This window comes from Streptomyces sp. L7, assembly GCF_050990935.1.
Taxonomy (GTDB): domain Bacteria; phylum Actinomycetota; class Actinomycetes; order Actinomycetales; family Microbacteriaceae; genus Leifsonia.
The window spans coordinates 4,192,411-4,215,761 of record NZ_CP194644.1 but is presented as its reverse complement, the minus strand read 5'-3'; the positions used below and the strand labels follow the sequence as shown (position 1 = coordinate 4,215,761).

At 71.6% G+C, this 23,351-nt stretch carries 24 protein-coding genes; 16 read left to right on the top strand and 8 right to left on the bottom strand.

Annotated features, from left to right (window positions below; genetic code table 11):
- Position 1: 1 nt before the first annotated feature.
- From paaA to ACR5MH_RS21350, 7 genes are all read left to right on the top strand, one after another.
- On the top strand, positions 2–982 hold the full coding sequence (gene paaA, locus ACR5MH_RS21380; RefSeq protein WP_431349018.1) for a 1,2-phenylacetyl-CoA epoxidase subunit PaaA: 981 nt from the start codon (positions 2–4) through the stop codon (positions 980–982).
- Positions 979–1,284, top strand: a complete 306-nt coding sequence (paaB, locus tag ACR5MH_RS21375) for a 1,2-phenylacetyl-CoA epoxidase subunit PaaB (RefSeq protein ID WP_431349017.1) — start codon at positions 979–981, stop codon at positions 1,282–1,284. The genes paaA and paaB overlap by 4 nt, the downstream gene beginning before the upstream one ends.
- Positions 1,281–2,144: a 1,2-phenylacetyl-CoA epoxidase subunit PaaC gene (gene paaC / locus ACR5MH_RS21370; RefSeq protein WP_431349016.1), complete on the top strand. Its 864-nt coding sequence runs from the start codon at positions 1,281–1,283 to the stop codon at positions 2,142–2,144. Before paaB ends, paaC begins: the two co-directional genes overlap by 4 nt.
- Positions 2,141–2,623, top strand: coding sequence for a 1,2-phenylacetyl-CoA epoxidase subunit PaaD (gene paaD / locus ACR5MH_RS21365; protein ID WP_431349015.1), 483 nt, complete (start codon positions 2,141–2,143; stop codon positions 2,621–2,623). Before paaC ends, paaD begins: the two co-directional genes overlap by 4 nt.
- Positions 2,624–2,633: 10 nt before the next feature.
- Entirely contained in the window at positions 2,634–3,722 is a 1,089-nt protein-coding gene (gene paaE, locus ACR5MH_RS21360; RefSeq protein WP_431349014.1) for a 1,2-phenylacetyl-CoA epoxidase subunit PaaE, read from the top strand.
- Between the two features lie 9 nt (positions 3,723–3,731).
- Positions 3,732–4,502 carry an enoyl-CoA hydratase/isomerase family protein gene (locus tag ACR5MH_RS21355; RefSeq protein WP_431349013.1) on the top strand — a complete coding sequence of 257 codons (771 nt, stop codon included), beginning with the start codon at positions 3,732–3,734 and terminating at the stop codon, positions 4,500–4,502.
- A gap of 129 nt (positions 4,503–4,631) precedes the next feature.
- Positions 4,632–6,017 (top strand): LLM class flavin-dependent oxidoreductase, encoded by a 1,386-nt coding sequence (locus tag ACR5MH_RS21350; protein WP_431349012.1) that lies wholly within the window; start codon positions 4,632–4,634, stop codon positions 6,015–6,017.
- 226 nt (positions 6,018–6,243) lie between these two features.
- On the opposite strand, the gene ACR5MH_RS21345 is transcribed toward ACR5MH_RS21350, so the two are convergent.
- Both ACR5MH_RS21345 and ACR5MH_RS21340 read right to left on the bottom strand, forming a co-directional pair.
- On the bottom strand, positions 6,244–7,599 hold the full coding sequence (locus ACR5MH_RS21345; protein ID WP_431349011.1) for a maltokinase N-terminal cap-like domain-containing protein: 1,356 nt from the start codon (positions 7,597–7,599) through the stop codon (positions 6,244–6,246).
- Positions 7,596–8,981, bottom strand: a complete 1,386-nt coding sequence (locus ACR5MH_RS21340; RefSeq protein ID WP_431349010.1) for a M23 family metallopeptidase — start codon at positions 8,979–8,981, stop codon at positions 7,596–7,598. Before ACR5MH_RS21340 ends, ACR5MH_RS21345 begins: the two co-directional genes overlap by 4 nt.
- 320 nt (positions 8,982–9,301) lie before the next feature.
- On the opposite strand from ACR5MH_RS21340, the gene lepB reads away from it, so the two are divergent.
- Genes lepB through ACR5MH_RS21320 form a run of 4 tightly spaced genes read left to right on the top strand, consistent with a single transcriptional unit; the run spans position 9,302 to position 11,304 of the window.
- A complete protein-coding gene (lepB, locus tag ACR5MH_RS21335) occupies positions 9,302–10,036 on the top strand; it encodes a signal peptidase I (protein ID WP_431349009.1) in 735 nt (244 codons plus the stop codon).
- A 53-nt stretch (positions 10,037–10,089) separates the two neighbouring features.
- Complete coding sequence (locus ACR5MH_RS21330; RefSeq protein ID WP_431349008.1) at positions 10,090–10,554, top strand: hypothetical protein; 465 nt, start codon at positions 10,090–10,092, stop codon at positions 10,552–10,554.
- Between the two features lie 32 nt (positions 10,555–10,586).
- The gene (locus tag ACR5MH_RS21325) at positions 10,587–10,916 is read left to right on the top strand and encodes a YciI family protein (RefSeq protein ID WP_431349007.1); all 330 of its coding nucleotides are present in this window, start codon (positions 10,587–10,589) and stop codon (positions 10,914–10,916) included.
- A gap of 25 nt (positions 10,917–10,941) precedes the next feature.
- Positions 10,942–11,304, top strand: a complete 363-nt coding sequence (locus ACR5MH_RS21320; RefSeq protein WP_431349006.1) for a PLD nuclease N-terminal domain-containing protein — start codon at positions 10,942–10,944, stop codon at positions 11,302–11,304.
- Positions 11,305–11,372: 68 nt separating this feature from the next.
- Here ACR5MH_RS21320 and ACR5MH_RS21315 read toward each other — a convergent pair whose 3' ends face one another.
- The 4 genes from ACR5MH_RS21315 to ACR5MH_RS21300 form a co-directional block, all read right to left on the bottom strand.
- Complete coding sequence (locus ACR5MH_RS21315) at positions 11,373–13,145, bottom strand: glycoside hydrolase family 35 protein (RefSeq protein WP_431349005.1); 1,773 nt, start codon at positions 13,143–13,145, stop codon at positions 11,373–11,375.
- Positions 13,146–13,227: 82 nt separating this feature from the next.
- Positions 13,228–14,577, bottom strand: a complete 1,350-nt coding sequence (locus ACR5MH_RS21310) for an ABC transporter substrate-binding protein (protein ID WP_431349004.1) — start codon at positions 14,575–14,577, stop codon at positions 13,228–13,230.
- Positions 14,578–14,624: 47 nt separating this feature from the next.
- Positions 14,625–15,563, bottom strand: a complete 939-nt coding sequence (locus ACR5MH_RS21305; protein ID WP_431349003.1) for a carbohydrate ABC transporter permease — start codon at positions 15,561–15,563, stop codon at positions 14,625–14,627.
- Positions 15,563–16,489 (bottom strand): carbohydrate ABC transporter permease, encoded by a 927-nt coding sequence (locus ACR5MH_RS21300; protein WP_431349002.1) that lies wholly within the window; start codon positions 16,487–16,489, stop codon positions 15,563–15,565. The genes ACR5MH_RS21305 and ACR5MH_RS21300 overlap by 1 nt, the downstream gene beginning before the upstream one ends.
- Before the next feature lie 148 nt (positions 16,490–16,637).
- Between ACR5MH_RS21300 and ACR5MH_RS21295 the strand changes: the two genes are divergently transcribed.
- Positions 16,638–17,687 (top strand): LacI family DNA-binding transcriptional regulator, encoded by a 1,050-nt coding sequence (locus tag ACR5MH_RS21295; protein WP_431349001.1) that lies wholly within the window; start codon positions 16,638–16,640, stop codon positions 17,685–17,687.
- Positions 17,688–17,731: 44 nt separating this feature from the next.
- On the opposite strand, the gene ACR5MH_RS21290 is transcribed toward ACR5MH_RS21295, so the two are convergent.
- Together ACR5MH_RS21290 and ACR5MH_RS21285 are read right to left on the bottom strand one after the other, a co-directional pair.
- Positions 17,732–18,106, bottom strand: coding sequence for a VOC family protein (locus ACR5MH_RS21290; RefSeq protein WP_431349000.1), 375 nt, complete (start codon positions 18,104–18,106; stop codon positions 17,732–17,734).
- Between the two features lie 79 nt (positions 18,107–18,185).
- Entirely contained in the window at positions 18,186–18,539 is a 354-nt protein-coding gene (locus tag ACR5MH_RS21285; RefSeq protein WP_433862127.1) for a YciI family protein, read from the bottom strand.
- A 245-nt stretch (positions 18,540–18,784) separates the two neighbouring features.
- Between ACR5MH_RS21285 and ACR5MH_RS21280 the strand changes: the two genes are divergently transcribed.
- The 4 genes from ACR5MH_RS21280 (at position 18,785) to ACR5MH_RS21265 (ending at position 23,345) form a co-directional block, all read left to right on the top strand.
- A complete protein-coding gene (locus ACR5MH_RS21280; RefSeq protein WP_433862126.1) occupies positions 18,785–20,209 on the top strand; it encodes a thiamine pyrophosphate-binding protein in 1,425 nt (474 codons plus the stop codon).
- The gene (locus ACR5MH_RS21275) at positions 20,158–20,436 is read left to right on the top strand and encodes a hypothetical protein (RefSeq protein WP_433862125.1); all 279 of its coding nucleotides are present in this window, start codon (positions 20,158–20,160) and stop codon (positions 20,434–20,436) included. The genes ACR5MH_RS21280 and ACR5MH_RS21275 overlap by 52 nt, the downstream gene beginning before the upstream one ends.
- A gap of 113 nt (positions 20,437–20,549) precedes the next feature.
- Positions 20,550–22,523 (top strand): cellulose binding domain-containing protein, encoded by a 1,974-nt coding sequence (locus ACR5MH_RS21270; protein WP_431348997.1) that lies wholly within the window; start codon positions 20,550–20,552, stop codon positions 22,521–22,523.
- A 78-nt stretch (positions 22,524–22,601) separates the two neighbouring features.
- A complete protein-coding gene (locus tag ACR5MH_RS21265; protein WP_431348996.1) occupies positions 22,602–23,345 on the top strand; it encodes an IclR family transcriptional regulator in 744 nt (247 codons plus the stop codon).
- Positions 23,346–23,351: the final 6 nt, after the last annotated feature.

Genomic DNA, 23,351 nt, shown 5'->3' with positions numbered 1-23,351 from the left:
AATGGCGAACACGACGGAGACCACCGTCCCCACGGATGACGACGCCGCCGGCGAGGCGCTCTTCGAGCAGCTCATCGCCGAGGACTCCCGCATCGAGCCGCGCGACTGGATGCCCGACGCCTACCGCCGCACGCTCATCCGGCAGATGTCGCAGCACGCCCACTCCGAGATCATCGGCATGCAGCCCGAGGCCAACTGGATCAGCCGCGCCCCGAGCCTCAAGCGCAAGGCCATCCTGATGGCCAAGGTGCAGGATGAGGCCGGCCACGGGCTCTACCTCTACTCCGCGACGCAGACGCTCGGCATCACGCGCGACGAGATGACCGAGCAGCTCATCAGCGGGGCGGCCAAGTACTCCTCGATCTTCAACTACCCGACCCTGAGCTGGGCCGACATCGGCGCGATCGGCTGGCTGGTCGACGGCGCGGCGATCTGCAACCAGGTGCCGCTCTGCCGCTGCTCGTACGCTCCGTACGGCCGCGCCATGGTCCGCATCTGCAAGGAGGAGTCGTTCCACCAGCGCCAGGGCTTCGAGATCCTGCTGACGCTCATGCGCGGCACCCCGGAGCAGCAGCGGATGGCGCAGGACGCCGTGAACCGCTGGTACTGGCCGTCGCTGATGATGTTCGGGCCGCCGGACGCCGACTCCCCGAACTCCGCGCGCTCGATGGCGTGGAAGATCAAGCGGTTCTCCAACGACGAGCTGCGGCAGCGGTTCGTCGGGATGCTCGTCCCGCAGGCGGAAGCGCTCGGCGTGACGTTCCCCGACCCGGACCTGAAGTGGAACGAGGGGCGCCAGGCGTACGACCTCGGCGAGATCGACTGGAGCGAGCTGCAGCGCGTCATCGCGGGCGAAGGCCCGTGCAACGCGCAGCGGCTGCAGCGCCGCCGCGACGCGCACGAGCACGGCGCATGGGTGCGCGAGGCGGCTGCGGCGTACGCCGCCAAGAGGGCGCAGCGCGCCCAGGAGGTCGCGGCATGACCGACAAGCAGCCACCCGCCCACGAGGTCTGGCCGCTGTGGGAGGTCTTCGTGCGCGCCTCCCGCGGCCTCAGCCACGTGCACGTCGGCTCACTGCACGCGCCCGACGAGGAGCTCGCGGTGCGCAACGCCCGCGACCTCTACACGCGGCGCGGCGAGGGCGTGTCGATCTGGGTGGTCCGCTCCGACGCGATCACCACGAGCGACCCGTCCGCCAAGGACGCGTTCTTCACCTCGCCGGAGGGCAAGAACTACCGGCACGCCACGTACTACACGGAGAGCGAAGGGGTGAAGCACCTGTGACCGACGCGCACACGCACGACGACCTCCACGGCGACGACCTCCACGCTCACGACGAGCACGGTCATGTCGAGCTCAGCACCGTGACCCTGTCGGCCGAGTTCGTCGCCGACGAGGCCACGGCCTCCCCTGACACCGCCGAGTACGCGCTCTGGCTCGGCGACGACTCGCTCGTACTCGCCCAGCGGCTCGGCTGGTGGATCTCCCGCGCGCCCGAGCTGGAGGAGGACGTCGCGCTGGCGAACATCGCCCTCGACCTGCTCGGCCACGCACGCTCGCTGCTGCGCTACGCCGGCAGCGCCACCGAGCGGTCGGAGGACGACCTGGCCTACTGGCGCGACGAGCAGGACTTCCGCTCGGCGCACCTCTTCGAGCAGCCGAACGGCGACTTCGCGCACACGATCGTGCGGCAGTTCGCGGCCGCCCACTACCTCTTCGAGCTCTACGACCGGCTGCGCGCCTCGGAGGACCCGGTGCTCGCGGCGATCGCGGGCAAGGCCGTCAAGGAGGTCGCGTACCACTGCGACCACGCCGACCAGTGGGTGCTCCGGCTGGCTCTCGGCACCGACGAGTCCCGACGGCGCACGCTCACCGCGTTCGACGACCTGTGGCCGTACGTGGCGGAGCTCTTCCGCGACGAGCCGCTGATGGACCGGCTGGAGGGCGTGGCCCCGCGGCCGTCGACGCTGCGCGAGGCGTTCGACGCTGCCATCGCCCCGATCCTCGCCGAGTCCGAGGTCAAGCTCCCGAGCACGTTCACCGCCGCCGGCGGCGGACGCCGGGGCCGGCACTCCGAGCACCTCGCCCCGCTGCTGGCCGAGATGCAGGTGCTCACCCGCTCGCACCCCGGAGCGACCTGGTGACCGGGCACGCGGCCGAGGCCGGCCGGGCCTGGGCGGCCGCCGCGGCGGTCCTCGACCCCGAAGTCCCCGTGCTGAACATCGACGACCTGGGCGTGCTGCGCGCGGTGACCGTGACCGACACCGGGGTGGAGGTCGTGCTCACGCCGACCTACTCCGGCTGCCCGGCGATGGACGCCATCCGCGAGGACGTCGTACGCGCTCTGGCCGCCGAGGGCTTCGGCGACGTGCGGGTCAGCCTCGCCCTTGCCCCGGCCTGGACGACCGACTGGATCAGCGAGCACGGCCGCGCCGCGCTCCGCGACTACGGCATCGCGCCGCCCTCCGGCGCCGGTCCCGTGCGACTCACGCTCGCGATCAAGTGCCCGCACTGCGGCTCGCTGAAGACCCATGAGGTCTCCCACTTCGGCTCCACCGCGTGCAAGGCGCTGTTCGTCTGCGACGAGTGCGGCGAGCCGTTCGACCACTTCAAGGCTCTGTGAGGTCCCCCTGATGGCACGGGCGCGATTCCACACGCTCGCGGTCGCCGAGGTGCGCCCGCTGACCGCAGCAAGCGTCGAGGTGACTTTCACGGTCCCCGACGACCTGCACGGCGAGTACGACTATCTGCCCGGCCAGCACGTCGCCCTCCGTGCGACGGTCGACGGCACGGAGTTGCGGCGCAGCTACTCGATCTGCCGCCCGCCGACACCGGGCCGGATCAGCGTCGCGATCAAGCGCGACCTGGGCGGCGCGTTCTCCACCTGGGCGACCAGCGAGCTGCGCGCGGGCGACCGGATCGACGTGATGAGCCCGCAGGGGACGTTCACGATCGACCTCGGCGCGCTCGACGGGGTGCACGTCGCCGGGATCGCGGCAGGGTCGGGGATCACCCCGCTGATGGCGCTGGCCTCCAGTGTGCTGGCGGCCTCCGACACCAGCACGTTCACGCTCGTGTACACGAACCGCACGGCGATCGACGTGATGTTCCTGGAGGAGCTGGCCGACCTCAAGGACCGCTACCCGTCGCGCCTCGCCCTGCACCACGTGCTCTCGCGGGAGCAGCGCTTCGCGCCGCTGCTGTCCGGACGGATCGACGAGGAGCGGCTGCGCACCATCCTCGACGCGCTGCTGCCCCCGGACACCGTCGACCAGTGGTTCCTGTGCGGGCCGTTCGAGCTGGTGCAGCTCTGCCGCGACGTGCTGGAGACGTACGACGTGCCGCGGAGCAGCGTCCACTTCGAGCTGTTCACGACCGGCGAACCGGGTGAGGTCCGCGGAGACATCGGCCACCCGGTCGTCGTGCACGAGGGCGAGAAGACGGCGGAGATCGAGTTCACACTCGACGGGCAGACCTCCACGGTGACGACGCCTGTGGACGCGAACGAGTCGGTGCTCAACGCGGCGCTGCGGGTGCGGCCGGACGTGCCGTTCGCCTGCACCGGCGGCGTCTGCGGCACCTGCCGCGCCCGGCTGCTCTTCGGCGACGTGCGCATGACGGAGAACTACGCGCTGGAACCGGAGGAGCTGGAGGCCGGCTACGTGCTCACCTGCCAGTCGCACCCGCTCACCGAGAAGGTCGCGGTGGACTATGACGTCTGAGGAGGCGCCGTGATCGAGCTCACCATCCAGGACGACATCGCGCACGTCACGCTGAACGCGCCGGAGCGGCTCAACGCGCTCGGGCCCGACGACCTCCGCGCGCTCGACGCCGCCTACGCCGAGGCGGAGGCCGCCGGAGTGCGTGCGCTCGTCCTCCGCGGCGAGGGCCGATCGTTCTGCGCCGGCCGCGACATCGCGGGCGTCGATCCGGCGACGGACGATGTGTCCGGGTATCTCGACGGGCTGGTGACGCCGCTGCTGCGCCGGATGAGCGCTTTCCCGGCGCCGACCTTCGCGGCGGCGCGCGGCGCGGCCCTCGGGGTCGGCCTCGGTCTCCTGGTCGCCACGGACGTCGTCTACGTCGCCGAGGACGCGAAGGTCGGCTCGCCGTTCGCCGCTCTCGGCGCCGCGCTCGACTCGGGAGGCCACTGGCTGCTGGTCTCCAGGCTCGGCCCGCACCGCGCCCTCGACCTCATCTACTCCGGGAAGCTGATCTCCGGAGCGGAGGCCGTGTCCGGCGGCCTGTTCAGCCGCGCGCTGCGCGCCGACGCCGTCGAGGCCGCGGTCGAGGACGCCGCGACCGCCGCCGCCCGCGGCGCGACCCAGGCCTTCCTCGCCAGCAAACGCATCGTCGCCGGCCTCCGCGACGGCGACCTCGACCTCTGGTCATCGGTTGACGCCGAGACCCGCGCCCAGACGACCCTCCGCAACACCGCCGACTACCACGAAGGCTTCGCCGCCTTCCAACAGAAGCGCCCCCCGACCTTCCACGGCCACTGAGCTATCGTTTCCTCACTTTCTCCCCCGACACGCCGAATGGAGGCGGGAGAAAGTGAGGAAGCGATGGCTGGGTTACGGAATGTGGCGGAGGACGTGCGTAGCTGCGGGAACGCATGCATTCTGGAGCGCATGACCCGGCAGATCCGTTTCAACGCTTTCGACATGAACTGCGTCGCCCATCAGTCCTCCGGGATGTGGCGTCACCCTGACGACCAGGCCTGGCGGTACAAGGACCTCACCTACTGGACCGAGCTCGCGAAGCTGCTCGAGCGCGGCACCTTCGACGGGATCTTCATCGCCGACGTGCTCGGCACCTACGACGTCTACGGCGGCAGCAACGAGGCCGCGATCCGCCACGGCGCCCAGGTGCCGGTCAACGACCCGCTCCTCCTGGTCTCCGCGATGGCGCTGGTGACCGAGAACCTGGGCTTCGGCGTCACCGCCGGCACCGCCTACGAGCACCCGTACCCGTTCGCCCGCCGCATGTCGACACTCGACCACCTGACCAACGGCCGGGTCGGCTGGAACGTCGTCACCGGCTACCTGCCGTCCGCCGCGCGCAACATGGGCCACGACGACCAGCTCCAGCACGACGACCGCTACGACCACGCCGACGAGTACCTGGAGGTGCTCTACAAGCTGTGGGAGGGCTCCTGGGAGGACGACGCCGTCATCCGCGACCGCGAGTCCGGCGTCTTCACCGACCCGGCGAAGGTGCACGAGATCGGCCACAAGGGCAAGCACTTCACCGTCCCGGGCATCCACCTCTCCGAGCCGAGCCCGCAGCGCACGCCCGTGATCTACCAGGCCGGCGCATCCAAGCGCGGCATCTCGTTCGCGGCGGAGAACGCCGAGGCGATCTTCGTCGCGGCCTCCACCAAGGAGGGCCTGAAGGAGACCGTCGGCAAGCTCCGCGACGCGCTGGAGGCCGCCGGCCGCGACCGCTACTCCGCCCGCATCTACACGCTGCTCACGATCATCACCGACGAGACGGACGAGAAGGCGCAGGCGAAGTTCGAGGACTTCCTCCAGTACACGAACGACGAGGGCGCCCTGGTCTTCATGTCGGGCTGGATGGGCGTCGACCTGTCGCAGTACGACCTGGACGAGCCGATCGGCAACGTCAAGAGCAACGCCATCCAGTCGGCGGTGGCCAACTTCCAGCGGCCGAACGCGGAGGGCGGCGAGTGGACGGTGCGCGACATCGGCCGCAACGGCGTCATCGGCGGCCTCGGCCCGTTCATCGTGGGCGGCGCGGTCAGCATCGCCGACCAGCTCCAGGAGTGGGTCGAGGAGACCGACGTGGACGGGTTCAACCTTGCCTACGCGATCACGCCCGGCACGTTCGAGGACATCGTGGAGTTCGTCATCCCCGAGCTGCGCAAGCGCGGCGCCTACCCGGAGGCCTACGCCGAGGGAACGCTGCGCAACAAGCTGCACGGCGCGGGCGACCGCCTCCCGGAGAACCACCGCGGGGCGAAGTACCGCATCGGCGCACAGGTCCCGCAGGCCTGATCCGCGACGCGGCTGCCGCGGTAGACAGCGTGGTCTGTCTGCCCGCGGCGCCGCGCGCACCCCACAATTCGCGCAGGGCGGGCATGGGCTTCGAAGATGTCCGCCTACACGGCGCCCGGCGTGCGGGTAACACGTCGGGCGCCGTGGTGGTCCGGGGGCCGAACCGCATCGGGCCGGATCACGTCGGCCCGGATCGCGTCGCGTCGCGTCGCGTCTGGCGCGCGCCTCAGTGCGCGATGCCCGCGGCGTCGCTCAGCAGCCGGTCGACCGCTGCGCGCGGGATCGGGATCCAGCTCGGCCGGTGCCGCGCCTCGTAGGTGATCTCGTACACCGCCTTGTCGAGCTCGAACGCCGCGAGCAGCTCGGCGTGCTCGTCCAGGACGTCGCCGGCAACGCTCGCGTAGCCCTCCAGGTACGCCTTCCGCGCATCGGCGGCCCACTGAGCCGCGTCGACGGGAGGCTCGCGCCGGGCGAGCGAGCCGGCGACGTAGTCGAAGGAGCGCAGCATCCCGGCCACGTCGCGCATCGTCGCGTCCGGGAGGGCCCGCTCGGCGAGCGGACGCAGCGGCTCGCCCTCGAAGTCGATGAACTGCCAGCCGCGTTCCGGCGAGAACAGCACCTGGCCGAGGTGGAGGTCGCCGTGGATGCGCTGCAGCACCGGCAGCGGCGCGGAGGCCGCGGCCTCGTAGACCGACGCGATCTCGGCGCGCAGCGACTCGACCTCCGGCACCTCCGTCGTCGTGATGGTGAGCCGCTGGAACATCCCGTCGAGCGCGGCGCGCACGTCGTCGGTCTCCGCACGCTTCGTCGGCAGCACGCCCGCGAGCAGGCGGTGCAGTTCCGCGGTGCCCGCGCCCAGGGCGAAGGCGTGATCGGTGAAGTCCTCGCCCGCCTCGGCCGCACCGACTGCGAGCTCCCAGCCGTCCTCCGCGCCGGGGACGAAGTCCTGCATCAGCGCCAGCTCCCCGGCGGCCGTCGAGCCGTCCGGCGCCGGCCAGGATCCGGTCAGCCAGCCGAGCAGCGCGGGCGTGCGCTCCGAGCCGCCCGCGGTCAGCGCGGCAAGCGTGGAGATGTCCGGGTTCTCGCCCGCCTGCACCACTCGGAAGACCTTCACCAGCGCCAGCCGGTCGCCCAGCTCGGCGACGATGGAGGTGTTGGACTGCTCCGCCGAGAGCCGCCGCGACGACAGCACGGGGATGCGTTCGCCGAGCGTGCGGCCGCGCGCGTGCGCGTGCTCGCCGTCGGCCGATCCCGCTCCGGTCATCAGCGCCGCGAGCGCGGAGACGTACGACTCCTCGACCGCACCGTCGTAGAGGTACCGGCCGCCCGCCTCCCCCACGAACCCGGCGGGATCGCCGTCCCGCCGCACGCGCGCGACCAGCGGCACCTGGTACACGCGGGGCGTGCGGGGCGCGTCGTCGCAGAAGAAGTGCGTCACGATCCGGGATCCGGCGTCCGCGCTCTCGGGTGCGCGTTCCAGTTCGAGGGAGCCCAGGAGCCGCAGCCTCGGTTCGAACGCCTTGGTCGAGTACCAGCGCTGGCGGCGCATCCACGAGCCCACCAGCTCCGTCAGTTCCGTCATGCCTGAACCGTACGCCCCTCAGCTGGTTCCGACGATGACCCCCGTGCCGCGAGGAAGGGGTACGGATCTATTTGCACGCCGTTCACCCGGACTTCGAGGTGGAGGTGGCAGCCGGTGGAAAGCCCCGTCGAGCCGACCTGCGCGATCGGCTGCCCGGCCGCGACGTGTTCGCCGACGGTCACGCCGATCCCGCCGTCGCGGATGTGGCCGTAGGCCGTCTCGACGCCGCCGCCGTGGTCGATCAGCACGAAGTTCCCGTAGCCGCCGTTCGGGCCGGCCGCCAGGACGGTGCCCGCCGCCGCGGCGACGATCGTCGTGCCGCAGGCGGCGCCGATGTCGTCGCCCGGGTGGAAGGGCACGGTGCCGGCCGGGCGCGACGGCCGCGGGCCGAACGGGTCGGTCATCGGGCCGTGCACCGGGAGCGTCCATCCGGCCGCGATGGCGGACGGGTCGACGGTCAGCGCCTGCCAGCCTGTCCCGGCGGTCAGCACGGTGGGCAGCTGGGCGACGGCGGCGGAGTCGGAGTCGACCTGCGCCTGCGCGTCCGCGACCGCCTGCCGGCTGGCGCCGACGTCGATGCCGGCGAGCGCGTCGGCCGCGTGCTTCGCCTGACCGCTGAGGCTGGTCGCGGCCTTGCCGTCGGCCGCCGCGTCGCGCAGCGCGGCGACCCGGTCGTCGGAGAGGGAGCGGAGCCGGTCGACGGCTGCGAGCTTGGTGAGGAGGTCGCCGTTCGTCCCGAGCACCGCTGCGAGCGGGTCGGAGCCGAGGCCCTTCCAGCCGGAGGCGCGGATCAACGCCGTCGCGAAGGCGGCGGAGGCGGCGGCCTTCTTCTTCGCGGCCTTCGCCTGCGCGGCGAGCGCGTCGGACGCGGCCTGGGCCTGGGCCTGCTCGCGCTGCACGCCGAGGTCGGCGTTGGTGGCGTCGGCGAGCGCCTGCTGCGCGGAGGCCAGGTCGCTGGCGAGCTGGGCCGCCTGCTCGACCTGCGCGGTGTCGGATTGCACGGTGCCGCCGAGGTCGGGCGGGACGAGCAGGGGGATGTTGTCGGTCGGGGCGGGCGTCGGGGTGGGCGTCGGAGTCGGGGTGGGCGTCGGAGTCGGCGTCGGTGTGGCCGTCGGCTTGGGTGTCGGAGTCGGAGTGGGTGTCGGAGTCGGAGTGGGCGTCGGAGTCGGAGTGGGCGTCGGGGTCGGAGTGGGCGTCGGGGTCGGGGTCGGCGTGGGTTTCGGCGTCGGCGTCGGCGAGGGTGTCGGCGGGGGTGAATCGTCCGGATCGGGCGTCGGCGTCGAGGTGGTGCAGTCCGGCCCCTGGCACTCGTCGGCCGAGGCCGGCAGCGGCGCGAGCACGAGGCCGGTCGCCAGGAGGAGCGCCGCCGCATGGGCCAGCACCCTCAGGACCGATCGGTCGGACGACGGCGGACCGCCCGGGGCGACCCTGCTGAGCCCGGCCGGGCCGCCCGGAAAGGGCAGCGAAGCCCCGGCACGGAGGGCCGGATCGCGGCGGGTGCGGCTTCGATCGCCGCGGCGCGGAGGTTCGCGTCGTGTCAGCAGTCTGAAGCGCTCGAACGCATCCCGCATGATCACGCGGGCCCCCGACGGGCATCGGGTCGGCCCGTCCTTCGATCCTGTCACCGCGCCGGGCCGGAGGACAATCCCTCGTCAGGGGGTCGGATGCGTCTCACAGCCTCGGCACGCTAGCGTGAATCCTTGTGACCGACAGCACCGAGACCCTGCGACCCCGTCGTGCCACCACCCGTAAGTCCGGCTGGAAAGTCCTCCTCCGCGACGTCGTGGTGATCTTCGTCATCGCAGTGCTGGTCTCGTTCCTGATCAAGACGTTCGTGGCCCGCTCGTTCTACATCCCGTCGGGGTCGATGGAGAACACGCTGCAGATCAACGACCGGATCATCGTCAACGAACTGCAGCCGTCGGTCTTCCCGCTCTCCCGCGGCGACGTCGTCGTGTTCAAGGACCCGGGCGGCTGGCTCCCCGCGGCCGCGCCGCAGACCGGCAACCCGATCCAGCGGGGGGTCGGAGCGGTGCTCGACTTCGTCGGCCTCGGCGCCTCGGACAGCGACCAGCACCTCGTGAAGCGCCTGATCGGCCTCCCGGGCGACCACATCACCTGCTGCAACGCACTCGGCCAGATGAGCGTGAACGGCGTGCCGCTCAAGGAGCCGTATGTGCTGCTGCCCGCCGGACAGCAGGCCGTGTCGGCGAAGCCGTTCGACGTGACCGTGCCGGCCGGCAAGGTCTGGGTGATGGGCGACAACCGCTACAACTCGGCGGACTCCCGGTACCACATGGACGACCCGACCAAGGGCTTCGTGCCGCTGAGCGACGTGGTCGGCCGGGCGTTCGTCGTGAGCTGGCCGGTGAGCCATTGGCAATGGCTGAGCAACCACCCCGAGACGTTCGCGGGCACCGAGACCACGAACAAGTAGCGCGTCCGCTGGGCGCTGGACGCCTTCCGCGGCCGCACAGTATCGTCGGGCGCGTGACGACCGCGCACCATCACCCGCTGCTCGGGAGGGATGCGCGCCTGCTCATCCTGATCACCGGCGTGCTCGCCGGCGCGGCGGTCGGCTTCCTGCACATCATCGACTACGAGCTGGGCAGCGACACCAAGCGCGAACTGCTGAGCCCGCAGCTCTTCCTCTACGGTCCGGTCGCGGCCGGTGTGGGCTTCGTCAGCGCCGCCGCGCACTACGCCTGGTTCGTGCGCGCCCGCCCCGGCGGGGTGCACTGGTGGCGGCACGTGTGCGCGACGGCGAGCGCGTTCGCGGTCGGGTACATCGGCTACACGCTGCTCTGGCTGACCACGCCGGCGACCTACCTCGGCTGGTTCAGCGAGCCGCTCGGCGCCGGGATCGTGGCGGCGGTGGTCGAGTTCGTCGCCTACCGGCTGATCCGGGCGAGCGGAAGTGTCGAGCCGCGACCACTCCGTTCGACGTCCCAGTGAACCGACCACCGACTCCGAAAGGACCCACCGCGATGAAGTACATGATGTTCGTGATCACCGACTCCCAGCCGGACACCGAGACCGACGAGTCCGACGTCGACCTCTGGGTGGACCCGCTCGACGCCAGCGGCAAGCGGATCATCGGGGAGGTGCTCCAGCCGCAGTCCGAGTCCCGCGTCGTCCGAGTGCGCGACGGCAAGCGCTACGTGACCGACGGGCCGTTCACCGAGACGAAAGAGGTGATCTGCGGCTTCGACATCCTGGAGGTCGAGGACCTGGACGAGGCGATCGAGATCGCGTCCCGGCACCCGATGGCGCGCAATGGCCAGCTGGAGCTGCGGCCCTTCATGGTCTGGGAGTGAGCGCGCCTCCCCCTAGACTCGGCGAATGGCCGTCGTCCCGCTGCTGATCCTCGTCTTCTTCGTCGTCGCGCTGATCGACATCATCCTGCGCGACAGCAGTCAGCTGAAGCACCTGCCGAAGGTGGCCTGGATCTTCATCGTCATCCTGCTGCCGCTGATCGGCGGGATCCTGTGGTTCGCCGTCGGGCGCGAGTACGCCGGCGCGGCCTACCGCCGGCCACGCGGCACGTTCGTCGTGCGCGAGGAGCCGGCGGTGGCGCCGCGGCCGTCCTCCACGGAGGAGCAGCTCGCCGCGCTCGAGCGCGAGATCGCGGACGACCGCATCCGGCGCATGGAGGCCGAACTCCGCAACCGCCGCGACCCCGACCCCCGCCCGGACCCCTCCTGACCCGAGGCCGCAGGGCACGTGAACGCCCTGAGACCTCGCGCTGAGGTCCGTTCTCGTGCCCTTCGGTGTCAGAACTCGGTGTGGCCGAGGCGCGGTTCGGGGACGAAGTCCGCGGTCGCGTCGGCCGCCGACTCCAGCTCCAGGATCACGAGCTCGTTGCGCCCGGCTCGGGTGACCGGTGCGGGGACATGCAGCGTCTCCTGAGGGCCGCGCGTCCAGTAGCGGCCGAGGTTGAAGCCGTTGATCCAGGCGACGCCCTTGCCCCACCCGGTGGTGTCGAGGAACAGCGTCCCCTGCTCCTCCAGCTCGAAGGTCGCGCGCGCGAACACCGGCCCGGCGAGCCGCTCCGGCTCCTGTTCCACCGCGCCGCCGGCGGCGTCGAGCTCGGCGCGCACGACGTCCAGTGCGGGCAGGTGCAGCGGGAGGACGCTCCAGCGCCGGAGCCGTTGCCCGTTCAGCCGCGCCGGGCCGATCAGGCCCTTGGGCTCGCCGATCCGGGGGCCGTAGTCCACCCGCCCCTGGTCCTCCACCAGCACGGTCAGTGTGCCGCGGCTCGGGGAGAGCGTGATCGCGCTGTCGTGGTGGTCGCGGGCCAGCACTCCGACGCGCGTGGAACCGACGAAGACGTAGGCGCGGTCGCGGACTTCCCCGAACTCCAGGACGGCGGGCTGGGTCGTGTCGATCTCCGTGCGGTACAGCCCGAGGCCCGCGTAGTGGCCGAGCGCGTCGAACGTCGGAAGCTCGTCGGTGTGATGCCAGTCGCCCAGCCTCGGTGTGACCGCGAAAAGCGGAACGGCGTCGCTGAACGGCACGCTGAACGCGGGCGCTGCGGCGGCCACGACGGGCTCCTCCACCGGGACCGGCGCGTGCTTGGCGATGACCTCCCGGAACGCCCAGAACTTCTCGGTCGGCTCCCCCGCCTCGTCCAGCGGGGCGTCGTAGTCGTAGCTCGTGACGATGGGCTGGTAGACGCCCTTGTCGTTGGCGCCGTTGGTGAAGCCGAAATTGGTGCCGCCGTGGAACATGTAGATGTTCACCGACGCGCCGAGCGCCAGCAGCTCGTCCAGATCCGCCGCGGACTGCTCGACGGAGGTCGTGTGGTGGTGCGCCCCCCAGTGGTCGAACCAGCCGTCCCAGAACTCCGAGCACATCAGCGGCCCGGTCGGCTGGTGCTCGCGCAGCGTGGCGAGCCGTTCGCGCGAGCGGGACCCGAAGGAGGCCGTCTTGAGCAGCCCGGGCAGCGAGCCGTTCTCGAGCATCGCGGGCTCCGGCTGGTCGACGGTCGTCAGCGGGACGGTGATGCCCGCGGTCTCGAAGACGTCCACCAGGTGCCGCAGGTAGTCCTTGTCGTCGCCGTACGCGCCGTACTCGTTCTCGACCTGGACGAGCAGCACCGGGCCGCCTTCCGTCACCTGCAGCGGGCGCACGATCGCGAGCACGCGCTCCAGGAACGCCGTGACCGCCGCCAGGAACACCGGCTCCGAGCGGCGGATGCCCACCGACGGGTCGGTGAACAGCCACGCGGGCAGTCCGCCGTTGTCCCACTCGGCGCAGATGTACGGGCCAGGCCGCACGATCGCGTGCATCCCCTCGGCCTGCACCGTCCGGAGGAACCGCGCCAGGTCGAGCGCGCCATCGGCCGTCCATTCGCCCGGCCGCGGCTCGTGGGCGTTCCACGGCACGTACGTCTCGACGGTGTTCAGGCCCATCAGCCGCGCCTTGCGGATGCGGTCGGCCCAGTCGTCGGGGTGGACGCGGAAGTAGTGGATCGCCCCCGAGAGGATGCGGTGGGGCCGGCCGTCGAGGAGGAAGTCGTCCCCGGCGATCTCGAAGGTGCTCATGTGCTCTCTCCTCCCTCGGGCGCCCGCCGGGCTGCGGCGGACGCCCGAGGGCCGGTGACGGTGTCTCGTGCTCTGGACGGGGTTACTTGCCGGTGACCGTGAAGCCCTGCTGGTTGCCGTAGCCGACCAGCGCCTTCTGCCAGGCCTGCAGGCCGGGGTTCAGGCTGGAGTTCGACGTGTACGACTGGCCGACGGTGTCGCCGTAGATGCTGTTCGCGTAGACCTGGAAGGGCAGGTACTGCCAGCCGCTGGAGACGTTCTTCGCGCCGTCGACCAGCACCTCGTTGATCTTCTGGCCGCCGAAGTAGGCCGGGGCCTGGGCGAGGAAGTCGGACGAGTTGAGGTCCTTGGTCGTGGACGGGAAGCCGCCGGAGGCGAGGAACACCTTGATCGACGCGGGGTCGTTGTTCAGCCACTTGAGGAAGCCGGCAGCGAGCGCCTGGTTCTTGGACTGCTTCATCACGACCTGCGCGCCGCCGCCGTTCTCGGAGTTCGTCGGAGTGCCGTCGTAGGTCGGAGTCGGGGCGACGCGCCACTGGCCGGAGCCGTCCTTCACCGAGGATTCCAGCACGCCGGGCATCCAGGCGCCGGTGACCAGGGTCGCGATCGAGCCGTTGCCGAGCGCCTTGAACCAGTCGTCGCTCCAGCCGGGGACGGTGGAGAGCAGCTTGCCCTGCACCAGCTTGTCCCAGGTGCCGGTCCACTTCTTGCTGCCCTCGTCCTGCAGGTTGATCGACACCTTGGTGCCGTTCACCTGGAACGGCCGGCCGCCGGCCTGCCACATCATCGAGGTGGTGAAGCCGGAGTCGCCGGAGTCGCTCGTGATGTACTTGGTGGGGTCGGCGGCGTGCAGCTTCTGCGCGTCGGCGACGTACTCGTCCCAGGTCTTCGGCACGGTCAGACCGTACTTGTCGAAGACGGTCTTGTTGTAGAACATCGCCATGGGACCGCTGTCCTGCGGGAGGCCGACGAGCTTGCCGCCCACGTTCACCGAGCCCCAGGGGCCGGGCGTGTAGTCGCTCTTGAGCGAGTCGAAGCCGTACTTCGTGAGGTCGACGAGCGAGTCGGAGAGCGCGAACTGCGGGATCGCGTAGTACTCGACCTGCGCGACGTCGGGCGCGCCGGAGCCGGCCTTCACCGCGTTCTGCAGCTTGGTGTATTCGGTGGTGTTGGTGCCGGCGTTGACGAGCTTGACCTTCACCTTGGGGTAGGCCTTCTCGAACGCGGCCACCTGGGCCTCCGCCGACGGGGTCCACGACCAGTAGGTGATCGTGCCGCCCTGCTTGAGGGCCGCGTCGATGTCGGAGGCGCTGCCGCCGCCGCTCGAGCCGGAGCCCGACGAGCAGGCCGCGAGCGACGCGCCGATGACGGCGCTGGCGACGACGGCCGTTGTTATGCGGCGCAGGTTCCGTGAACGCAGGATGCGCTTCATGGTGGTGTTCCTTTCACTTCCTTGTGGGTGGGAGGGAGGTGCTGTGTTCACTGCTTGACGCTGCCGGCGGCCAGACCCGACTGCCAGTAGCGCTGGAGCACCAGGAACGCGGCCACGATCGGGATGATCGTGACGAGCGATCCGGTGATCACGAGGTTGAAGATCGGCTGGGCGCCGACCCCGGTCGCCTGCGCGCTCCACTGGCTGAGGCCGACCGTGAGGGGGTACCAGGTCGGATCGCTCAGCATGATGAGCGGCAGGAAGTAGTTGTTCCAGGTGGCGACGATCGCGAACAGCGCGACGGTCACCACACCGGGGGCGAGGAGGCGGAGCGAGATGGTGAAGAAGGTGCGGAACTCGCCGGCGCCGTCCATCCGGGCGGCCTCCAGCAGCTCCGTCGGGATGGCCTCGCTGGCGTAAGTCCAGATCAGGTAGAAGCCGAACGGGCTGATCAGCGACGGGAGGATCACGGCCCACGGGGTGTTCGTGAGCCCCACCTGGCTGAACATCAGGAAGGTCGGGACCGCCAGCGCCGTGCCCGGGACCGCGATCGCGCCGAGCACCAGCGCGAACACCGCACGCTTGCCCGGGAAGTTGAACTTCGCCATCCCGTACCCGGCGACCGTCGCGAGCAGCGTGGCCCCGCCCGCGCCGACCACGACGTAGAGGAGGGTGTTGCCCAGCCACTGCAGGAAGATGCCGTCGCGGTACGTGAAGAGCTGCGCGATGTTCTGGAAGAGGTTGAAGTCCTTGCCGAACCAGAGCCCGAACGACGAGTACAGATCCGGCTGGCTCTTGGTCGCGTTGACGATGAGCCAGATCAGCGGGACGAACGAGTAGATCGTGAAGACGATCATCACGATCGTCAGCACGGTCGACTTGCGGGTGCGGCGGCCGGAGGTGGGGGCGGCCGCGCGAGCGGCGCGGTTGGAGCGGGCGGCGGCGCGGGAGGGCGCCTTGCGGGGGCGTTCGGTGAGCGCGGTCATCAGCGGACCTCCTTGCGCGAGCCCCGGAGCTGCACGACGTAGGCGATCACCGCAGTGATGACCCCCATCACGATCGCGACCGTGGCCGCGTAGTTGAACTGCTGACCGGCGAACGACAGGTTGTAGGCGTACATGTTGGGTGTGAAGTAGCTGCTGATCGCGTTGGGCGCGAGCTGCTTGAGCAGGTTCGGCTCGTTGAAGAGCTGGAAGCTGCCGATGATGGAGAAGATCGTCGCGATCACGATCGCGCCGCGCACGGCGGGGAGCTTGATGCTGAACACCGTGCGGAACGCGCGGGCGCCGTCGATCTCGGCCGCCTCGTACAGCTCGCCGGGGATGACGCGCAGCGCCGCGTAGAAGATGAGCATGTTGTAGCCCATGAACTCCCAGGTGACGATGTTGCCGATCGAGCCGAGGATCCACTGTCCGGCGAGCGGGGCGAGCTGCGTGCCGAGCAGGTGGTTGACGCTCGCGGTCAGGCCGAACTGGTCTCCGTAGATGAAGCCCCAGATCAGTGCCGCCACGACGCCGGGGACGGCGTAGGGCAGGAACAGTGCGATGCGGAAGAAGCCGGCGCCGTGCAGCCGCGCCGAGTCGAGCGCGAGCGCCGCGACGAGCGACAGCGCGAGCATGATCGGCACCTGTACGACCAGGAAGAGCGCGACCCGGCCGAAGGACTCCCAGAACTTCGCGTCCTGCAGCAGCGCGATGTAGTTGTCGAGCCCGACGAACGCGTTGCCGCCGATGAGCTGCTGGCGGAACAGGCTCAGGTAGAGCGCGTAGACGACGGGTGCGACGATCATGAGGGCGAACACGACCAGGAACGGGGCCACGAAGGCCCAGCCACGCCAGTCGCGGCGCGGTCGGCGGAGGCGCCGCTGCGGCGCGGACGCCGGGGCGGTCGGCGTGAGGGACGTCGTTGTCATGGCCTTCCTCGGTGATTCGGTGCTTCGGTGCTCGCTGCGACCGTCAGTGGTGTGCTTCAGTGTCGCGGCGGATGTTTACGTCAACATCTGGTTGCATACCCTAGCATGTTGACGTCAACATGATGCAAGTCAGCCAGAATGGGGAACCATGACCGAGTCGATCGCCGAGCCGGCGCCCGCACGCCGCGGAGGCCGCACCCGCGGCCCCTCGCTCGGCGACGTCGCCGCGCACGCCGGAGTGTCCACCCAGACCGTCTCGCGCGTCGCCAACGGCCTCACCAACGTGGAGGCCGCCACCCGCGACCGCGTGCTGGCCTCCATGCAGGCGCTCGGCTACCGCCCCAACCGCGCCGCGCGCGCGCTGCGCTCCGGGCTGTTCCGCAACATCGGCGTCGTGATGTTCACGCTGTCGTCGTACGGCAACATGCGCACGCTGGACGCGATCGCCGTCTCGGCCGCGACCGCGGGCTATTCGATCACCGTCGTGCCGGTGGAGCGCCCCACCCAGCAGGACGTCAGCGTCGCCTTCACCCGCCTGCTGGAGCAGGCGGTCGACGGCATCATCATCGTCATCGAAGCCCACATCGTGGACCGCTCCGACGTCGAGCTGCCCTCCGGCCTCTCCGTCGTCGTCATCGACAGCACCGAGCGCCCCGACTACCCGCAGGTGGACACCGATCAGGCCGAGGGTGCGCGCCAGGCCACCGAGCATCTTCTCTCGCTCGGCCACGAGACCGTGTGGCACATCTCCGGACCGGCCGACTCGTACTCGGCCGCGCGCCGTGAGCAGGCCTGGCGGGACACGCTGGAGGCCGCGGGCGCCACCGTGCCGGAGGTGTTCCGCGGCGACTGGTCCACGACCGCCGGTTACGGCTACGGGCGCGAGATCGCCCAGCGGCCCGAGATCACGGCGGTGTTCGCCGCGAACGACCAGATGGCGCTCGGCGTGCTCCGCGCGCTGCACGAGGCCGGCCGCCGGGTGCCCGACGACGTCAGCGTGGTCGGCTTCGACGACATGGCCGAGGCGGACTCGTTCTGGCCGCCGCTGACGACCATCCACCAGGAGTTCGAGGCCACCGGCCGCCGCGCCGTCGAGCTGCTCATCGCCGAGATCGAGGGACGCCCCGAGCCGGCGCGCTCGTCCGTCCTCCCGACCCGGCTCGTCGTGCGCGCCAGCACCGGCCCGGCGCCCGCCTGACCTCGGCCGAGGGGCACGTCACGCTCATCGACCGCCGGGCGACGCTACCCCCGCTCGACCACTTCGAACCGGTTCCCGTCCGGGTCCGTGGCCTGGAACATGGCCGGGACACCGGGCCAGCGCAGCAGCTCCCCCACCGCCACCCCGCGCCGGGTCAGCTCCTCGTGCGTGCTCCCCGCGTCCACGCTCTCGAACCGGATGCCCGTCTCGACCCCGGCCGGCACGTCCGCGCTCGCGACCACGAGCGACACCGACACCGCCGACCCCGGCGGCGCCAGCATGATCCAGCGCCCGTTCGGCAGCGGCGCGTCCACGCGCACCTCGAACCCGAGCACGTCCCGGTAGAAGGCCAGGGCGATGTCCTGGTCTCTCACGGGGATGCCGATGGTGTTCACTCCGATGATCCCTGCGTCCGTCATGAGCGCATCCTCCTCCTCTCCCGGGTACGTCGACAACGGAGGACGTCCACCGCGGAATTCCTCTGTTGCCGACGCTCCCTCAGCGGCTCACCAGCGGCCGGACCTCGATCCCGCCGTGCCCCTGCCGCGCCTCGGCGAGCGAGGCCGCCAGCGCGACCGCCTCCTCCTCGCTCTCGGCCTCGATCAGGTAGAAGCCGCCGACGACCTCCTTGGCCTCCGAGAACGGCCCGTCGGTGGGCCGTGGCTCACCGTCCGGGCCGGTGCGGACCGTCGTCGCCGTGGACGACGCCTGCAGCTCCCCCGCGGCACGCACCCCGGCGCCCGCTTTCTCGCTGAACGCGCGGTGGGCCGCGTCGACCGCGGCGCGCCCCTGCTCGTCGAGCGCGTCCCAGCGAGTCTCGTCGCCGTAGATGAGGATCAGGTAGCCGGTCATGTCTCTCCCTTTCGTGGATGCCGGATCGTGGATGCCGGATCGTGGATGCCGGACACCTGGACGTCGAACGGGAGGGGCCCCTTTCGACACCGGGCTGCACTGTCGACAGCGGCTATACTGCTGACGTCCGGCCGTCCCACGGCCCGGTGCTCGAAAAAGGGCACGAAGCCGCGCTCGGCGAAGCAGCAGCGCGCGAGACACATACGGATCATCGCACCTCCGTTCCCGTCTCGAAAGGCACCGCCATGCCGTCCGTCTCCGCGCACGTCGCCACCACCCTCGCCCACCACGTCGACCAGGTGTTCGGGGTGATGGGCAACGGCAACGCCCACTTCCTCGACGCCCTCGAGCGCGAGGGGCGCGTCCCCTACACCGCCATGCGCCACGAGGCCGGAGCCGTCGTCGCGGCCGACGCCTACCACCGCGCCTCCGGGAGGCTCGCCGCCGCCACCGCCACCTACGGCGCCGGGTTCACCAACACGCTGACCGCGCTGGCGGAGGCCCGCCAGGCGCACATCCCGCTGGTGCTGGTCGCCGGCGACGAGCCGACCTCCGGCCCGCGCCCGTGGGGCGTCGACCAGATCGCGCTGGCCAGCGCGGTCGGGGCGCGCACCTATACCGTCGGCCGCACCGACGCCGCCGCGACCACGGCCATCGCCGTCGAGCACGCGCTGACGTACCGCGTGCCCACTGTGCTCGCCATCCCCTACGACGTCGCCACCCGGGAGGCCGGCCCGGTCCCCGAGGCGCCGGCGCCCGTCCTCCCCGCACCTCTCGCCCCCGCCGGCCCGTTCGCGCGCGGCGCGATCGTGGACGCCGCCGCCGCGCTCGCGAGTGCGGAGCGACCGTTCCTGCTCGCCGGCCGCGGCGCCTGGATCGCCGGCGCGGGCGACGCGCTCGGCGCCCTCGCCGACGCGACCGGCGCCCTCACCGCGGGCACCGCGCTGGGCCGCGGCGTCTTCCCCGACACGCGCTACGACCTCGGGGTGACCGGGGGTTTCGGCGCTGAGGGCGCGATGGAGGCCGTCCGCTCGGCCGACGTCGCGGTCGTCTTCGGCGCCTCCCTCAACCAGTTCACGATGCGCTTCGGCGACCTGTTCGCCCCCGGCACCCGCATCATCCAGGTGGATGTCGCTCCCGCGGCGACGCACCCGAACGTCGGCGCGTATCTGCGCGGCGACGCCCGGGTGGTCGCCGAGGCGCTGGTGGAGGAACTGCGCGCGCTCGGCGCCGTCCCCTCCGGCTGGCGCGAGTCGGCCGACCTCGCGGCACTCCGCGACCGCCCGGCGGGCGACGGCCTGGCGGCAGACGGCCGCCTCGACCCCCGCACGGCCGCGGCCCGCATCGGCCAGCTGCTCCCCGCCGACCGCGTCGTCGTCTCGGACGGCGGCCACTTCATCGGCTGGGCGAACATGTACTGGCCGGTCGCCTCCCCGGCCCGGATGATCATGGTCGGCACCGCCTACCAGTCGATCGGCCTCGGCTTCCCGAGCGTCGCCGGCGCCGCCCTCGCGCATCCGGACTCCACGATCGTGCTCACGACCGGCGACGGCGGCGGCCTGATGGCGCTGGCCGATCTGGAGTCCGCGGTGCGGGTCGCGGGGGCCGCGGCCTGTGCGTGGTCTGGAACGACGCCGCCTACGGCGCGGAGGTCAACCTCTACGGCCTGAAGGGCCTCGCCCAGGGCCCGATGCGCATCCCGGAGGTCGACTTCGCCGGCCTGGGCGCCGCGGTGGGGGCGGAGGGCGTCGTCGTCCGCACCCCTGAGGATCTGGAGGCGCTGGTCCGCTGGGCGGCGCGCCCGGCGGCCGAGCGGCCGTTCCTGGTGCTGGACCTGCGGATCTCGGGTGATGTGGTGGCGCCCTACCAGGAGGAGATCATCCGCGTGAACTCGTGAACTCGTGAATCGCGGGTGACTGCCGCCGTGGCGCACTGACCGATCCGCCGCGATGGCCGATAGTGACTGACGTACCTCCCTTCGCTGTTCCGTCGTAAGTCGTCAGGAGTGCCATGCCCGAGTCAGCGTCCCGTCCCGCCCGCCACCGGGCGACCGGTCACCGAGTCCAGGCGGCCCTCCGCCGGCTGCTCGGCCAGTTCCGCCCCGGCCGCCGCACCGCGCATCGGCGGCAGGCCGTCATCGCCGCACTGGCCGTCGCCGGCCTCCTCGGCGCCGGTGCGGTCGCGACCTCCGGGGCCCTGGCCGCCGCGACGCCGCGCGTCGACGTGACCTGGACGACCGCGAACTCCTGGACCACCGGATTCCAGTCCGCGGTCACCGTCGCCAACGGCACCGGAACGACGGTGAAGCCGTGGCAGGTGCGATTCGACTTCCCACACACGCTCGTCAGCATCTGGTCCGCGGTCTCCTCGGCCTCCCCCACCGGGACCCTCACTGTCGGCGCGCCCTCCTGGGCGACCAGCCTGGCTCCGGGAGGCTCGGCCCGGTTCGGCCTGACCGCCACCCGCGCGGGGACCGCCGCGATCGTGCCGACGTCGTGCACGATCGTCGGCCTTCCGGCCGGTGCGAACGTGCCGTGCGCGGTGAACGGCGCAGCGACGGCCGGCGGAACGACCTCGCCGACACCGACACCGACACCGACCCCCACCCCCACCCCCACGCCCACGCCGTCCGCCACCCCGACTCCGGCCCCCGCCCCTGCTCCCGGCGCCGCCCTCGCCGTGACCTGGACCGTCACCTCGCAGTGGGCCTCCGGCTTCCAGTCGTCCGTCGCGGTCGCCAACACCTCGAAGACGACGCTGTCGCCGTGGCAGATCGCCTTCACGACGGCCGACGGCGTGGTCACCCTGTGGGATGGCACAGCCGCGACGACCAGCGACGGCTTCAGCGTGACCGCCCCGTCGTACGCCACCACGCTCGCTCCCGGAGCGACCGCGACCTTCGGCCTGACCTCGACCACGGCGGCGGGAGCCCCTCTGGTCCCGACCGCGTGCCGTGTCGTCGGCGCGAATCTCCCGTGCTCCCTGAACGGGGGCACGACATCGACGCCGACACCGACACCGACGCCCACACCGACACCGACACCGGCCCCCGCCCCCGGGACCTCCTCCACGCTCCTCATCGCCCCCTTCGTCGACATGGGCCTCTGGCCCACCGCCGACCTCACCTCGTTCGCGTCGTCGGCGGGCGTTCGCGCCGTCACCGCGGCCTTCATCGTCGCCGACCGCAGCAGCGCCTGCTCGCCCACCTGGGCCGGCTACACCGCGTACACGATCGGCGGCAGCCAGGACTTCCAGGCGGATATTCAGTCGTTCCAGGCGCAAGGCGGCCGGGTCGTGGCCTCCTTCGGCGGTGCGGCCAACGACGAGCTCGCGCGAGCCTGCACCGATCCCGCCAAGCTCCTCGCCGCCTACAGCACCGTGGTGTCGCGGTTCGCGCTCGACCGCGTGGACTTCGACATCGAGGGCGCCGACGTCTCCGACTCCGCGTCGAACATCCGGCGCGCCACCGCGGTCGCCGCCCTCCAGCGCCAGCGCGCGGCGGCCGGCCACCCGCTGCAGGTCACGCTCACGCTGCCGGTGATGCCGTACGGCCTCCTCGCCAGCGGCCTCCGCACCATCTCCGAGTTCACGGCCGCGGGCGTCCAGCTCTCGGCGGTCGACCTGATGACGATGGACTACGGCACAGGCGTGACGAACATGGGCCAGGCCGCGATCGACGCCGCCACGGCGACCGCGGCACAGCTCAAGAGCCTCGCCGCCTACGGGTCCTGGAGCGACGCCCAGCGTCTCGGCTTGATCGCCGTGACCCCGATGATCGGCCGGAACGACACCGGCGAGCTGTTCACGCTCGCCGACGCCACGACCGTCGGACACTACGCGAAGGCGAACGGCCTCGCCGGTCTCGGCTGGTGGGAGCTGACCCGCGACCAGCCGTGCACGTCGGGCGTCCCGGCGTACATGTGCTCGGGGACGAGCCAGCCGCGCTGGGGGTACTCCCGGGCGTTCGTCGCGGCGGTGGGATAGGGCCGGCTGGCGGACGTCGCCTCCCGACTTCTTCACCGCCAGGGATGCGAAAGATGGGGGATGCGAAAGAATGAGCGCATGGCGAGCACACCTGACGACGCAGGCGCACCGGAGGCGCGCGACACCGTCGCGCCCGCCCCGCACTCGCAGACCCTCTCCCGTGGCATCCGCGTGCTGGAGGCGCTGGCCGACGCCGACCGCCCGCTCACCATCGCCGAGCTCGCCGCCGCCCTCGGCGTGCACCGCTCGATCGTCTACCGGATCCTCCGCACGCTCGAGGACCACGGCCTCGTGGTCCGCAACCCCGCCGGGGCCGCGCTGCTCGGGCCGCGCATGGCGACCCTCGCCCGCGCGGTGTCGCGCGACCTCCAGTCGGCAGCCGTCCCGGAGCTCGGCGCCGTCGCCAACGAACTCGGGATGACCGCGTTCCTCGCGGTGCTCGACCGCGGCGAGGTCGTCACCTTGGTCAGCATCGAGCCCTCGCACGCGCATGCCGCCGTCGCCCAGCGGCCCGGCAGCCGCCACCCGATCACCACGGGCGCGCCGGGCATCGCCCTCCAGTCCGTGCTCACCGAGGCGCAGTGGGGCGAGCTCCCGGACGGCCACCCGCGTGACGAAGCTCTGGAGGCCCGCGCGCGCGGCTACGCGACCTCCCACGACGAGGTCATCCCCGGCCTGGCATCGGTGGCGGTGCCCCTCGTCGTCCACGGTCAACCGCTCGCCGCGCTCGCGGTCGTGTATGTGGCGAACGGCCGGGATGTGGCCGCGATCGGCGCGCGGCTCGGCCGGGCGGCGGCGACGGTCGCCGGCGAACTGCGCTGAGCCGGC

Coding starts and splice junctions, on each gene's coding strand:
- paaA (WP_431349018.1), top strand. CDS start 2: ATGGCGAACACGACGGAGACCACCGTCCCCACGGATGACGACGCCGCC.
- paaB (WP_431349017.1), top strand. CDS start 979: ATGACCGACAAGCAGCCACCCGCCCACGAGGTCTGGCCGCTGTGGGAG.
- paaE (WP_431349014.1), top strand. CDS start 2,634: ATGGCACGGGCGCGATTCCACACGCTCGCGGTCGCCGAGGTGCGCCCG.
- ACR5MH_RS21350 (WP_431349012.1), top strand. CDS start 4,632: ATGACCCGGCAGATCCGTTTCAACGCTTTCGACATGAACTGCGTCGCC.
- ACR5MH_RS21345 (WP_431349011.1), bottom strand. CDS start 7,599: ATGACGGAACTGACGGAGCTGGTGGGCTCGTGGATGCGCCGCCAGCGC.
- ACR5MH_RS21325 (WP_431349007.1), top strand. CDS start 10,587: ATGAAGTACATGATGTTCGTGATCACCGACTCCCAGCCGGACACCGAG.
- ACR5MH_RS21320 (WP_431349006.1), top strand. CDS start 10,942: ATGGCCGTCGTCCCGCTGCTGATCCTCGTCTTCTTCGTCGTCGCGCTG.
- ACR5MH_RS21315 (WP_431349005.1), bottom strand. CDS start 13,145: ATGAGCACCTTCGAGATCGCCGGGGACGACTTCCTCCTCGACGGCCGG.
- ACR5MH_RS21310 (WP_431349004.1), bottom strand. CDS start 14,577: ATGAAGCGCATCCTGCGTTCACGGAACCTGCGCCGCATAACAACGGCC.
- ACR5MH_RS21305 (WP_431349003.1), bottom strand. CDS start 15,563: ATGACCGCGCTCACCGAACGCCCCCGCAAGGCGCCCTCCCGCGCCGCC.
- ACR5MH_RS21300 (WP_431349002.1), bottom strand. CDS start 16,489: ATGACAACGACGTCCCTCACGCCGACCGCCCCGGCGTCCGCGCCGCAG.
- ACR5MH_RS21295 (WP_431349001.1), top strand. CDS start 16,638: ATGACCGAGTCGATCGCCGAGCCGGCGCCCGCACGCCGCGGAGGCCGC.
- ACR5MH_RS21290 (WP_431349000.1), bottom strand. CDS start 18,106: ATGACGGACGCAGGGATCATCGGAGTGAACACCATCGGCATCCCCGTG.
- ACR5MH_RS21285 (WP_433862127.1), bottom strand. CDS start 18,539: ATGACCGGCTACCTGATCCTCATCTACGGCGACGAGACTCGCTGGGAC.
- ACR5MH_RS21280 (WP_433862126.1), top strand. CDS start 18,785: ATGCCGTCCGTCTCCGCGCACGTCGCCACCACCCTCGCCCACCACGTC.
- ACR5MH_RS21270 (WP_431348997.1), top strand. CDS start 20,550: ATGCCCGAGTCAGCGTCCCGTCCCGCCCGCCACCGGGCGACCGGTCAC.
- ACR5MH_RS21265 (WP_431348996.1), top strand. CDS start 22,602: ATGGCGAGCACACCTGACGACGCAGGCGCACCGGAGGCGCGCGACACC.